Annotated in this window: 11 protein-coding genes; all 11 read left to right on the top strand. The window is 50.6% G+C overall.

Annotated elements, in window-relative coordinates:
• Positions 1 to 45 precede the first annotated feature (45 nt).
• Positions 46 to 813: a class I SAM-dependent methyltransferase gene (locus KNQ09_RS09775; RefSeq protein WP_214858239.1), complete on the top strand. Its 768-nt coding sequence runs from the start codon at positions 46 to 48 to the stop codon at positions 811 to 813.
• Positions 813 to 1,316, top strand: a complete 504-nt coding sequence (locus KNQ09_RS09770; RefSeq protein WP_214858238.1) for a GNAT family N-acetyltransferase — start codon at positions 813 to 815, stop codon at positions 1,314 to 1,316. The genes KNQ09_RS09775 and KNQ09_RS09770 overlap by 1 nt, the downstream gene beginning before the upstream one ends.
• Before the next feature lie 97 nt (positions 1,317 to 1,413).
• Positions 1,414 to 2,283: a YitT family protein gene (locus KNQ09_RS09765; protein WP_214858237.1), complete on the top strand. Its 870-nt coding sequence runs from the start codon at positions 1,414 to 1,416 to the stop codon at positions 2,281 to 2,283.
• A 114-nt stretch (positions 2,284 to 2,397) separates the two neighbouring features.
• Complete coding sequence (cccB, locus tag KNQ09_RS09760; RefSeq protein WP_023469241.1) at positions 2,398 to 2,769, top strand: cytochrome c551; 372 nt, start codon at positions 2,398 to 2,400, stop codon at positions 2,767 to 2,769.
• Positions 2,770 to 2,963: 194 nt separating this feature from the next.
• The gene (gene ftsE / locus KNQ09_RS09755; protein WP_029342495.1) at positions 2,964 to 3,650 is read left to right on the top strand and encodes a cell division ATP-binding protein FtsE; all 687 of its coding nucleotides are present in this window, start codon (positions 2,964 to 2,966) and stop codon (positions 3,648 to 3,650) included.
• Positions 3,640 to 4,539 (top strand): permease-like cell division protein FtsX, encoded by a 900-nt coding sequence (gene ftsX / locus KNQ09_RS09750; RefSeq protein ID WP_058704575.1) that lies wholly within the window; start codon positions 3,640 to 3,642, stop codon positions 4,537 to 4,539. The genes ftsE and ftsX overlap by 11 nt, the downstream gene beginning before the upstream one ends.
• Positions 4,540 to 4,579: 40 nt before the next feature.
• The gene (locus KNQ09_RS09745; RefSeq protein ID WP_214858235.1) at positions 4,580 to 5,983 is read left to right on the top strand and encodes a M23 family metallopeptidase; all 1,404 of its coding nucleotides are present in this window, start codon (positions 4,580 to 4,582) and stop codon (positions 5,981 to 5,983) included.
• Positions 5,984 to 6,077: 94 nt separating this feature from the next.
• On the top strand, positions 6,078 to 7,502 hold the full coding sequence (locus KNQ09_RS09740; RefSeq protein WP_214858233.1) for a S41 family peptidase: 1,425 nt from the start codon (positions 6,078 to 6,080) through the stop codon (positions 7,500 to 7,502).
• 22 nt (positions 7,503 to 7,524) lie between these two features.
• The gene (locus tag KNQ09_RS09735) at positions 7,525 to 8,688 is read left to right on the top strand and encodes a PDZ domain-containing protein (protein WP_214858231.1); all 1,164 of its coding nucleotides are present in this window, start codon (positions 7,525 to 7,527) and stop codon (positions 8,686 to 8,688) included.
• Positions 8,689 to 8,893: 205 nt separating this feature from the next.
• Positions 8,894 to 10,861 (top strand): excinuclease ABC subunit UvrB, encoded by a 1,968-nt coding sequence (uvrB, locus tag KNQ09_RS09730; protein WP_023469235.1) that lies wholly within the window; start codon positions 8,894 to 8,896, stop codon positions 10,859 to 10,861.
• Position 10,862: 1 nt separating this feature from the next.
• Positions 10,863 to 13,718 (top strand): excinuclease ABC subunit UvrA, encoded by a 2,856-nt coding sequence (uvrA, locus tag KNQ09_RS09725; protein WP_214858230.1) that lies wholly within the window; start codon positions 10,863 to 10,865, stop codon positions 13,716 to 13,718.
• Positions 13,719 to 13,767: the final 49 nt, after the last annotated feature.

Raw genomic sequence — 13,767 nt, 5'->3', positions numbered from 1 at the left:
GGACGATGTTCGACTGGTTTTTTGACCGTCAAAGGGGGAACAGTCATGCAGGAGCAAAGTCGGATCAACAAACAAGCGTGGGAGTACCGGGCGTATGAATTTTGGGAGAAACGCGACGGAACACCGGCGGAATATGCTGCGATCATCAAACAAGATCCCGCCGCATGTTTGAAGAAACATCGTCGTCATTTCGAAGACGTCGCCGGGAAGACGATCGCGAACATCTGTGGTTCGAACGGACGCAAGGCGGTGCCGTTAGCGTTACTCGGGGCGGACGTCACGGTGTTTGATATCTCAGAGGAGAATGCCAAGTATGCGCTTGAACTGGCGCACCATGCTGAGACATCAATTCAATATGTCGTCGGCGATCTTTATGCGATCGATTTTGAACGATATCGTGATACGTTTGATCTCCTCTACTTAGAAGGCGGGATTTTGCATTATTTTGCGGATCTCGAGCGTTTTCTGCAGATTCTGTTTACGATCTTGCGGCCTGGTGGACAGTTGATCCTTAGCGATTTTCATCCAGTCGGACGTTGGATCGATGCGGACTTGACGTATCGACCGCGTTATTTCGATCAAGCGTTGCAAGCGGGTGACCTGGCGTACAAGCCACACTTTACGGACGCGGAACAAACCGATTTTCCGGACGTCTCCGTCCGTTACTTTACGCTGAGCGAGATCTTAAACGGCGTCATCGCGACGCGATTCACATTAGACCGATTCGACGAGCATCGTGGCTGGAACGGTGAGAACATCCCGTCCGAGTTCACGCTTTTCGCAACGAAACCACTCGAAGGGAGCAACAGCTGATGATTATTCGGAAAGAAGGCTTTAAGGATGCAGCGGGAATCCGGCTTGTCCATGAAGCAGCGTTCGAACAACCGAACGAAGCGAATCTCGTTGATGCGTTACGCGAGGACGAAGCGGCGCAACCGGTCTTCGGTCGCGTCGCCGTGACCGACAAAGGGGAAATCGTCGGTCATGTTCTCTTAAGCCGGATCCATATCGATGACATCCCGTCACTTGCCTTAGCACCAGTCGGCGTCCTGCCGGTCTGGCAACGAAAAGGGATTGGCTCTGAATTGATCCGTCAAGTGATTGAGGATGCGCGGAATGCTGGTGAATCACACATTGTCGTACTCGGTCACGACAGCTACTATCCGCAGTTCGGTTTCGAGCGGGCGATCGACTATGGCATTGAGCCACCGTTCCCCGTTCCGCCAGAAGTCTTTCTCGTCCTTGCACTCGAACGGAATGGGTTGCGTGGTATTAGCGGCATCGTCCGCTACAGTCCGCCCTTTAGTGCGGTATAAAGGGAACACTGTGAGTTGTTCCGCCTCTCTAGTCGTTGTCTGACTTTTCCGCTAAAATGAAACACGAGAATCAATCGATAAGGGGAAATGGAATGTCATGACATCGACACGTCAGGAAGTCGTGCGCGATTATGCGTATTTGTTAATCGGGTCCTTGTTCGTCGCAAGTGCCTTTAGTTTGTTTTTAGCACCGAATCAACTCGCCTCAGGAGGAGTCAGTGGCTTATCGATCGTCTTGAACGATCTGTTCGGGATCTCGCCAGGGTTGTTTCAGCTTGTCGCGAACGTCGTCTTGCTGGCGATCGGGTGGATGATCCTCGGGATGGGCTTTGGCGTCAAATCACTCGTCGGGTCAATCTTCTTACCAGTCGTCATCCTTGTTTATGAGCGATTCGACGTCCCTGCTGCGACGATGAACCCGATGCTTGCCGCGATCTTCGGTGGTGCCGGTGTCGGGATCGGACTCGGTCTGATCTTCCGAGGACGGGCGTCGACTGGGGGAATGGATTTGATCGCACAAATCCTGCATCGCTTCACGAAGTTGCCGCTCCATCTCTGTATCGCCATGCTCGACGGAACGATCGTCATCAGTGCAGCGACGATCTTCTCGCTAGAGATTGGACTGTATGCGCTCGTCGCCTTATTCATCACGATCAAGATGATTGACGTCGTTCAGCTCGGGATCACGAACGACAAGCTTGCCTATATCATCTCCGATCAGCGGGAAGCGTTAGTGAAGGAAATCTTCGAGACGCTCGATCGCGGGGCGACGGAGATCGAGGCAGCAGGTGCGTTCACACGGACACGGAAACCGATGTTGATGGTCGTCGTTCGCCAAGGGGAGATCACGACGCTTAAAGAAATTGTCAAACACATTGATCCCTCAGCTTTCCTCGTCGTCAGTGAAGCCCATGAAGTACTTGGACTTGGTTTTACGGACGACAAACGATACCGGAATGTGCCGTAATTGTTCTGAACTCGTGAAGTTTTTGTGAAATCAGGCTTAACTCTTCCGGATAACGGTTATACTCTAACTAGGTCAGAAGTGTTTATGTAGATACTTACAGAGGGGGATATCCGGATGAAGCTGAAAAACTTGTTACTTGCGTTAGGGTTAGGGACGACGCTTGCTCTCGCAGCGTGTGGCGGTAGTGACGATTCAAGCTCTAGCGATTCGTCAAGCACGAAGGAAGAATCGACGATGAACGATGATTCGTCGAAGACGGAAACAGCCGTCGATGCGGAAAAAATCTTCGCGAACAACTGTGCATCGTGTCACGGAAACAACCTTGAAGGGAATGTCGGACCGAACCTGACGAAGGTCGGATCGAAATACTCTTCAGAAGAGATCCAAGAGATCATCAAAAACGGGAAAGGGCAAATGCCTGCTGGAATCCTCAAAGAAGATGAAGAAATCGTCGCTGTTGCCGACTGGCTCGCTGACAAAAAATAATTATGGGATATGATGGGGTACGAGATGACACACACGACATGTGTTCGTCATTCGTGCCTCTTTTTTGTGGTATAATCGCCTGAAATGACATTTGATTGTAATGTGCGTTCAATTTCGTCCCTGTTATAATGGTGGTCGGTAGGTTTTTAGACCTATCCATTCAGCATCAGTAAATAAGTAAGGATGTGAAGTACGTGATCAAGATGCAACGAATCAGTAAGATTTATCCGAACGGCGTCACGGCACTCCGTGAGGTCGATTTGACGATCAATCAAGGCGAATTCGTCTATATCGTCGGTCCGTCGGGTGCGGGTAAATCAACATTCATGAAAATGATGTACCGCGAAGAGAAACCAACGAGCGGTTCATTTTTGTTTAAAGGAATCGAAGTCGGTAAGCTGAAGAACCGTCAAATCCCCGAACTTCGTCGCCAAATCGGCGTCATCTTCCAAGATTTCAAACTACTCCCGTCATTGACGGTTTATGAAAATGTCGCCTTCGCGCTAGAAGTCGTAGGAGAAGACAAATCACAAATCCGGAAGAAAGTTCTCGAGGTCCTCGATCTCGTGAAGCTCAAGCATAAAGAGCGCAACTATCCGGATGAATTATCTGGGGGCGAACAACAACGGATCTCGATCGCGAGAGCCATCGTCAATCGTCCGTCACTCGTCATCGCCGATGAGCCGACTGGGAACCTGGACCCGGATACAGCATGGGAGATCATGGAAGTATTCGAAGAAATTTATCGCCGTGGGACAACGGTCGTAATGGCGACACACAACCGAGACATCGTTAACAAGATGCGTCATCGTGTCTTAGCGATCGACGGAGGAAAAATTGTCCGAGACGAAGAGAAAGGAATGTACGGCTATGAAGTTTAATGGATTCCGTCATTTACGGGAAGGGGCAAAAGGTCTCGTCCGGAACGGCTGGATGACATTCGCTTCTGTCAGTGCTGTTACCGTCACTTTACTTCTCGTAGGAATATTCGCAATGCTCATGTTCAACGTCAACAAGATTTCCGATAACGTCGAAAAAGACGTTGAAATCCAAGTGTTCGTCGAACGAGAAGCAGACCAGTCGAAGATTGATGCAGTGGGTGACTCCCTCAAGCAGATGCCGGGTGTCAACTCTGTTCGTTATAGTTCGAAAGAAGAAGAACTGGACCGCTTCAAGGAGCAACTTGGCGAAGGCTCACAAGCTTATCAGTCGGTTGAAAAGGATAATCCACTTCACGACCGATATATCGTCAAAGCTACCTCACCAAAAGAGACAGAAACACTTGCAAATTCCATCAAAAAAATGGAAAATGTAGATAGTGTCGAATATGGTAAGGACTATGTTAAAAAGATGTTTAACTTCCTTGAAGGAGTTCGGATCGGTGGAATCATCCTGATCGTCGGCTTGACATTCATGGCAATGTTCCTCATTTCGAACACAATCAAAGTCACGATCTTCTCCCGTCGCCGGGAAATCGAGATCATGCGCCTCGTCGGAGCGAAAAACGGATTCATCCGTGCACCGTTCTTCGTCGAAGGATTATTGATGGGCATATTAGGTGCCATCATCCCGATCGTCGTCGTCTACTTCGGTTACGAAGTCTCATACAACGCGATCCAACCGCAACTTGCTACCGTGAATGCGGGAATCTTCTCGCTGATTCCGCCAGGTGAACTGTCGGCACAAGTCGTCTTGATCCTGCTTGGACTCGGTGCATTCATCGGTGTATGGGGATCAACGACATCACTCGGTCGTTTCTTGAAGATTTAAGGGATTCACTCAAAAATAAAATAGAGGAGAGATGCTTCTCATGAAAGTCCGATTCTATTCTGCCGTCCTGAGCTTAGCTTTGATTGGAACTAGTGTGTCCGTTGATGCCGCGTCGAAAGAAGATTTGCTGAAGGAACAACAGGAGGTCGAAAGTCGTCTAAAAGAGACGGAACGATCACAGAATCAGACATCAGAGAAGTTGATCTTGACGAAACAGGAGCGCAAGGAAGCCCGTGCGCAACTGGATGAAGTCAACAGCCGTTTGGATGATTTAGCGCTTAAAATAGCCGATCAACAAGCGGCTGTTGCTGCATCTAAGGAACAATTGCGTCTGACGGAAGAAGCGATTTCCGAGACGTTGAAGGAACTGCATCAGCAAGAAGAGTTGCTCGGAAGCCGATTGCGTGCCGTCCAGCAAAAAGGAGACGTCAAATACATCGAAGTCCTGCTCGACGCAAAGGATTTTGGTGATTTGATTTCGCGTTTCAGTACGGTCAGTGAGATCATCAAGCAAGATGATAATGTCTTGCAAGCCTATAAGGCGAACGTCAAGCAGCTGAACGAACAACGCTCGGAACAAGCGTTATTACTGGAGAGCATGAAACAGGAACAACGGAAGTTACTCGTGCTTCAGACGCGGATCATCGCGGAGTCTGATTTGAAACGAAAGCTCGTCGTCCAGTTGAACACAAAGGTCAAGGAACTGCAACAAGAGCAGTTCTCGAAAGCCGAAGAGGCGGAAATCCTCGCGGATCAGCGTCGTCTGATTCAAAACGAATTGATTGCTCTGCAAGAAGCAGAACGGAAAGCAAAAGAAGAAGCGAAACGTAAAGCCGAAGAAGCGGCACGGGCAGCAGAAGCCAAGCGTCAAGCGGAAGCCGCAGAAGCTGCTGAAGCTGCACGAGAGGCAGCGGCGCAGCAACAGAAACAAGGAGAAGTACCGAAAGCAGAGACACCAAAAACAGAGACGTCGGTTCCTGAGACTGAGACGCCAAGTGCAACACCGGATACGAGTGTTGATGTCGACGTCAGTCGCCCGTTCCACTTACCAGTCAAAGGTTATGTGTCGTCACCATTTGGTCCGCGTAATAATCCATTGACAGGGAAACCGGAGTTGCATACGGGCATCGATCTCGTCAACGCGAAAGGGACGCCGATCCATGCGGCAGCTGGAGGGATCGTCCTCCGTGCCGGTAGTGCGACCGGTTACGGAAATGTCGTCATGGTGACGCATTTGATCGACAGACAGGTCTATACGACCGTCTATGCGCATCTTGACTCAATCAGTGTGTCGGCGGGGCAAACGGTCATGCCCGGTCAGACGGTCGGGACGCTTGGCTCAACCGGCTGGTCGACAGGACCGCATCTACATTTCGAATTGCATAAGGGAGAGTGGGCGGTCGGACAACCGAATGCAGTCGACCCGGCACCGTACATCTTTTGACATCCCATAGAATACCGAAAAGATAGGGTAACCTATCTTTTTTTGCTATACTGAAAAAAATACTGCGTTTTTTAACGGAAGTGGGGAATCAAGCGTGAAAAAATCTACAACAGCAGTCATCGCGGTCAGTACCTTCGGGCTTGGTTTAGGGGCAGGCGCCGTCGGAATGTTAGCGGCTGGCGGAACGGATTCTGTCTCGACGTCATCGTCGTCTGCGAATGCGACGGGTGATTGGAAAAAAGTTGATCAGGTCCGTCAAATGATCGAACAGAACTATCTAGAGGACGTAACAGATAAGGAACTGCTGGACGGTGCGCTATCCGGTATGGCGGAAGTGCTTGACGATCCGTACTCGGTCTATATGGACGAGTCGGAGACGGCATCGTTCAATACGAATCTATCGTCTTCGTTTGAAGGGATTGGTGCGACGCTTGAACAAAAAGGTGAGTCGATCGTCATCGTCTCACCAATCAAAGGGTCACCGGCTGAAAAAGCCGGGATCAAACCGGGTGACGTCATCTTAGAAATCGACGGTAAGTCGACAAAAGGACAAAAAACGGATCAAGCGGTCAAGAAAATCCGTGGTGAAAAAGGGACGAACGTCGTCCTGACGATTCAACGCAGCGGTCAAGATGCGATGGACATCACGATTAAACGGGATACGATTCCAATCGAAACGGTCTATACGTCGACGGAAGACGTCAACGGGAAGAAAATTGGTATCTTGCAAGTGACGCAGTTCTCAGAACCGACGGCTAAAGAGTTCGAGAAAGGGCTCGCGAAACTCGAGAGTCAGAACATCGATGGACTTGTCATCGATGTCCGCGGGAATCCGGGTGGTCTTTTGACGGCTGTCTCAAGCATGATTGCGCCGTTCATTCCGAAGGACGTTCCGATTTATCAAGTCGAGAACAATAAAGGGGAGCGGCAGCAGGAATTCGGAAAGGCAGACGAGAAGAAACCTTATAACATCGTCGTGCTCGAAGATGGCGGATCCGCGTCTGCATCTGAGATTCTGGCAGCTGGTCTGAAGGAAGGGGCTGGGGCTGAGGTCGTTGGTACGAAATCGTTTGGTAAAGGAATCGTCCAAAGTGCATATGATTTAAAGGACGGTAGTGATTTGAAGTTGACGACGAACAAATGGCTGACGCCGGACGGCAACTGGATCCATAAAAAAGGGGTCAAGCCAACGATTGAAGTCAAGCAACCAGCGTACTTCAACGTCACGAAGATCCTGACTGACAAAAAGTCGCTTGAAGTCGGCGATTACGGTAAATCGGTCGAAAACGCTCACTTAGTCCTCGAAGCAATCGGTTACGAGCCAAAAGGACAGGATGGGTATTTTGGTGACACGATGAAACAAGCCGTCGAAGCTTTGCAAAAGGATGCGAAACTCGACGTCACTGGAAAAATCGATCAGCAGACAGCGGGTGAGATGGAGACGCGTCTCCTGAAGAAACTCGAGGACGACAAAAATGACGTCCAGCGGAAAAAAGCACTCGAGGTCGCTGCTCAATAATAAGGAATGGAAAGAGGTCTGAATGCGCGTGGAATTACTCGATGAAATTGGTTGGACCGCGATTAGTCTCATCGCCAGTCCGACCTTGTGGTTAGCACTCCTTGTCAGTTGGGTCATCGGCATCAGGCGTGTCAAACGGGAACGCGGACTGTTCCGCTCCCGGACACATGGAAAACGAAGCGATGTCCTCGAAACACTTTTACCTGGTCTTCTAGTCGGTCTCGTTTTATCCGTCGTCAGTGGTTGGCTCGGATTGACGCTGACGCCGCAATACGCTCTGTTGTTACTCGGGCTCTCAAGCGTCCTGCTGTTGGTCGGGATCGTTCGCTTAAACGTACCGCTTTGGCCGATTGTCTTGCTTGGACTTGCCGGCTGGTTCCTAATGGATTCACGTCTTGATCCGGTTCGAGCGGTTGAGCCGAAAATGATTTTATTGCTTGCGACGTTAACGCTCGTCGCGGAATGTCTCCTCGTCTGGTGGCGCGGGCAGCGACGCCTGTCACCGTCACTCGTCGTCTCGAAGCGTGGTCGCTTCATCGGTGGGCTGTCAGCGAATAAACTTTGGCTATTGCCCTTGCTCGTCTTTGTTCCGGGTGACGTGCTTGAAGCCTGGTGGCCACGTTACAGCTTCCCAGAGCTCGTTCCGATCGTGCTTTGGTTACCGATCGGCTTCAGCTTCCTCTTTACGGGTAAGTTGCCGAAAGAATTGATGCGTCCACTCGTTCAAGGACGTTTGATTACGAGTCTCGTCGCGATTCTATTGACGGTTCTTGCATACGTCACCGGACAAGCTGAATGGCTGTACGGGATCGTCTTGTTGCTCGTTCTGCATATCCTATTGCATCAGCGGGTCAAACGCTTGAACCGGGCACAGACCCCATTGTTCCTCAATGGAACGCGTGGTGCCGTCATTCTCGGAACGCTACCTGATAAACCAGCTGCCGAGATGGGCTTGATTCCGGGCGAAGCGATTTATAAAGTCAATGGTGAGAAGGTCGATTCGGAAACATCGTTCTACGAAGCCATCCAAAAACACAAACCGTATCTACGTCTTGAAGTCATGAACCATAACGGCGACATCCGGTTTGCGCAACGTGCCTTCTACGAACAAGATCATCATGAACTTGGTATTCTGTTCGTCAACGAGCCGGTCCATGGTCGCACTAAAGTGCGGTCCTTGCATTAACGAGTACATCCCTGTCACGGAACAGCCGTGACGGGGATTTTTTTGTCGGCAGAAAAATCGAGGATCAATACTCGAAGCAAAAAGAAACTTTTGCATTTTCGAAAAAAAGGGTAACTTCCTAAAAGGAGCACTTCATAATCGAATGTTTGTTCGTAAAGTGGTACAATAAAAATAGATTTTTTACGTGATGAGGGGGAAGCAAACGATGGATTTTGAACTCGTTTCACCATTTGAGCCAGGCGGTGATCAGCCGACGGCAATCGAAAAATTGGTGACTGGGCTAAAACAAGGCGAACGACATCAGACGTTGCTTGGGGCGACCGGTACCGGGAAGACGTTCACGGTCTCGAACGTCATCAAGGAAATCAAGAAACCGACGCTCGTCCTTGCCCACAACAAAACACTAGCGGGACAACTCTACTCGGAGTTCAAGGAATTCTTTCCGAACAATGCGGTCGAATACTTCGTTAGTTTTTATGATTATTATCAACCGGAAGCGTATGTCCCATCGACGGATACGTTCATTGAGAAGGACTCTTCGATCAACGATGAGATTGATAAACTACGTCACTCGGCGACGTCCGCCCTGTTCGAGCGGGAGGACGTCTTGATCGTCGCGTCTGTTTCGTGTATCTATGGTCTCGGTAACCCGGAAGAGTACAACAACCACGTCTTGTCCCTGCGTGTCGGCAATGAGATGGGGCGTAACGAGATGCTCCGTCGTCTGATCGACATCCAGTATGAGCGTAACGACATCGACTTCCAGCGCGGACGGTTCCGCGTCCGCGGAGACGTCGTCGAAATCTTCCCGGCGTCACGCGACGAACAGTGTGTCCGGGTCGAGTTCTTCGGTGACGAGATTGAACGGATCCGTGACATGGATCCGCTGACAGGTGAGATCGTCGCGGACCGTGAGCACATCTCGATCTTCCCGGCGTCCCACTTCGTGACGGGGGATACCCGTCTGCAGAAGGCGATCGCGAACATCGAGAAGGAACTAGAGGTCCAGCTTGCGAAGCTACGCGAAGACAATCAGTTGCTTGAAGCGCAACGGCTCGAACAACGGACGAACTACGATCTCGAGATGATGCGTGAGATGGGCTATTGTTCCGGAATCGAGAACTACTCGCGTCACTTGAACTTGATGCCGGAAGGGGCAACACCGTATACGTTGCTTGATTACTTCCCGAAGGACTTCTTACTCGTTGCCGATGAGTCGCACGTCACACTGCCGCAAATTCGCGGGATGTATAACGGAGACCAGGCGCGGAAACAAGTCCTCGTCGATCACGGTTTCCGTCTTCCGTCGGCAAAAGACAACCGTCCGTTACGGTTTGAGGAGTTTGAGGAAAAAGTCAGTCAGGCGATCTATATCTCGGCGACACCAGGACCGTATGAACTCGAACATTCGAAAGAGATGGTCGAGCAAATCATCCGTCCGACCGGTCTCGTTGATCCGACGATCGAGATTCATCCGATCACGGGACAAATCGATTACTTGATGGATAACATCCGTGACCGGGTTGCGAAGAACGAACGTGTTCTCGTGACGACACTGACGAAGAAGATGGCAGAAGACTTGACCGATTACTTGAAAGAGAATGGTGTCAAGGTCAACTATATGCACTCGGAGATCAAGACGCTGGAACGGATTGAAATCATCCGTGACTTACGACTCGGGAAATACGATGTCCTCGTCGGGATCAACTTGTTACGAGAAGGACTCGATATTCCAGAAGTCTCACTCGTGACGATTCTCGATGCCGATAAGGAAGGGTTCCTCCGGTCGGATCGTTCGCTGATTCAAACGATTGGTCGGGCGGCGCGGAACTCGGAAGGACACGTCATCTTGTTTGCCGATAAAGTCACCGATTCGATGCAACGGGCGATCGATGAGACGGAACGCCGTCGCGCGATCCAGATGGCGTTCAACGAAGAACATGGCATCACGCCGCAGACAATCAAAAAGGATGTCCGTGGTGTCATCAGTACGACGATCGAGAGCGACGACACCGTCGAAAAACTCGAGAAGTTCAACAAACTCAAAAAACCGGAGCGCGAAACGTTGCTTGAGCAGCTCGACCAAGAGATGCGTCAAGCGGCGAAAGACATGCAGTTCGAACGAGCTGCTGAGCTCCGCGACCTCATATTAGAATTGAAAGCAGGTGCCTAAGTTGGGAGAAAAGAAGAATCAGATTATCATCAAAGGCGCTCGCGTCAATAATCTACAAAACATCGATGTCGAAATTCCCCGCGATCAGCTCGTCGTCTTGACGGGCTTGTCCGGGTCAGGGAAATCGTCGCTTGCCTTCGACACGATTTACGCGGAAGGACAACGACGTTATGTCGAAAGTTTATCAGCCTATGCCCGTCAGTTCCTCGGACAGATGGATAAACCGGATGTCGACACGATCGAAGGACTGAGTCCAGCAATTTCAATCGACCAGAAGACGACGAGTAAAAACCCACGTTCGACGGTCGGAACGGTCACAGAGATCTATGATTATTTGCGTCTATTGTACGCACGAATTGGTAAACCGATTTGTCCGAATCACGGCATCGAGATTTCGAGCCAGACGATCAGTCAGATGGTCGACCAAGTGATGGAGTTGCCGGAGCGGACTCGTCTGCAAATCCTCGCGCCAATCGTTTCCGGACGAAAAGGAACGCACGTCAAGGTGCTCGACGATTTGAAGAAGGAAGGCTTCGTCCGCGTCCGTGTCAACGGAGAGACGATGGATCTCGCCGAAGAGATCACGCTTGAGAAAAACAAGAAACACTCGATCGAAGTCGTCGTCGACCGTGTCGTCGTGCGACCAGATGTCGAAGCCCGTCTTGCGGATTCACTCGAGACTGCACTTCGCCTCGCGGACGGTCGGGTCATCGTCGATACGATGGATGGCAACGAATTGTTGTTCAGTGAACATCATGCTTGTCCGATCTGTGGCTTTTCGATCGGCGAACTCGAACCACGGATGTTCTCGTTCAACTCACCGTTTGGTGCTTGTACGTCATGTGATGGTCTCGGAACGAAGCTTGAGGTCGATGTTGATCTCGTCGTGCCGCATCCCGATAAGTCATTGAACGAAGGGGCAATCGTGGCGTGGGAACCAACGAGCTCGCAGTATTATCCACAATTACTCAAAGCGGTCTGTGACCACTTCAAGATCGATATGGATACACCGTTCGAACAATTGTCAGAAGAACATCGCGAAACGATCTTGAACGGAAACACGAAGGAAGAGATCCACTTCCGGTATGAGAACGACTTTGGGATGGTCCGAAATACGAACATCTACTTCGAAGGGGTCCTCAATAACTTACAACGTCGTTTCAAGGAGACGTCGTCTGATTATATCCGGGAACAGATGGAAGGCTACATGGCGAAGAAGGCGTGTCCGACGTGTAAAGGACACCGCTTGAAACGGGAATCGCTCGCCGTCAAAGTATCCGATCACCATATCGGTGAAGTGACGAAGATGTCCGTCAAACAAGCGGTTATGTTCTTCGACGAACTGCCGGAGAAATTAAGTGAGAAGGATCAGACGATTTCGCGGATGATTGTTCGTGAGATTCACGAACGGGCGTCGTTCCTTGAGAACGTCGGTCTCGATTACCTGACGATCTCACGCGCAGCGGGGACATTGTCCGGTGGGGAAGCGCAACGGATTCGTCTTGCGACACAAATCGGTTCGCGTCTGACGGGCGTTCTCTACGTTCTGGATGAACCATCGATCGGTTTACACCAACGTGATAATGATCGTCTGATCAATACGCTGAAGGCGATGCGTGATCTCGGCAACACGTTGATCGTCGTCGAACACGATGAAGACACAATGATGGCAGCCGACTACTTGATCGATATCGGACCTGGTGCCGGCGATCACGGTGGATTCGTTACGGCAGCCGGGAAACCGGAAGAGTTGATGCAGGATGCGAACTCGTTGACTGGTCAATACTTGTCCGGGAAGAAGTTCATTCCTGTGCCGTCGACACGCAAAGAGCCGGACGGTCGGATGCTCCATATCCACAAAGCATCGGAAAACAACTTGAAGAACGTCGATGTCGACATTCCGCTTGGTCTGTTCGTCGCTGTCACTGGTGTCTCGGGCTCCGGGAAATCGACGTTGATCAATGAAATTCTTTATAAGACGATTGCGCACGAGATGAACCGGGCGAAAGAAAAACCGGGTGCTCATAAAGGGATCACCGGTCTGGATCAAATCGATAAGGTCATCGATATCGATCAGTCACCAATCGGTCGGACACCGCGTTCGAACCCAGCAACGTATACCGGTGTCTTCGATGATATTCGGGACGTCTTTGCTTCGACGAACGAAGCGAAACTCCGTGGTTACAAAAAAGGACGTTTCAGTTTCAACATCAAGGGTGGACGTTGTGAAGCGTGTCGTGGCGACGGGATCATCAAGATTGAGATGCACTTCTTACCGGACGTCTATGTTCCGTGTGAAGTCTGTCACGGTAAACGTTATAACCGCGAAACACTCGAAGTAAAATATAAAGGCAAAACGATTGCCGACGTGCTTGAGATGACGGTTGAAGATGCACTCGCCTTCTTCGAGAACATTCCGAAAATCACGCGGAAACTGCAGACGATTGCTGACGTCGGTCTGACGTACATGCGTCTCGGTCAACCCGCGACGGAACTGTCCGGCGGGGAAGCGCAACGTGTTAAACTGGCGTCCGAGTTGCATAAACGCTCGACTGGGAAGACGATCTATATTCTCGATGAGCCGACGACAGGACTCCACGTCCACGATATCGCGCGTCTGTTGAAAGTCTTACAACGTCTTGTCGACAATGGTGATACGGTGCTCGTCATCGAACACAACTTAGATGTCATCAAGACGGCAGACTACTTGATTGATCTTGGACCAGAAGGGGGCGACGGTGGCGGAACGATCGTTGCTGCCGGGACACCGGAACAGATCGCTGAAGTTGAAGCATCCTACACAGGACGATACCTCGCACCTGTCCTTGAACGTGATGCGGCACGAATTGAATCGTGAAACTTTTGTGGATGAGGATTCGTAGGAAGGAACTAAGGGAACTTAAACG

This window comes from Exiguobacterium sp. s191, from assembly GCF_018618955.1.
Lineage (GTDB): Bacteria > Bacillota > Bacilli > Exiguobacteriales > Exiguobacteriaceae > Exiguobacterium_A > Exiguobacterium_A abrahamii.
The sequence above is the reverse complement of the archived record's forward strand: the minus strand, read 5'-3'. Positions and strand labels throughout refer to the sequence as shown.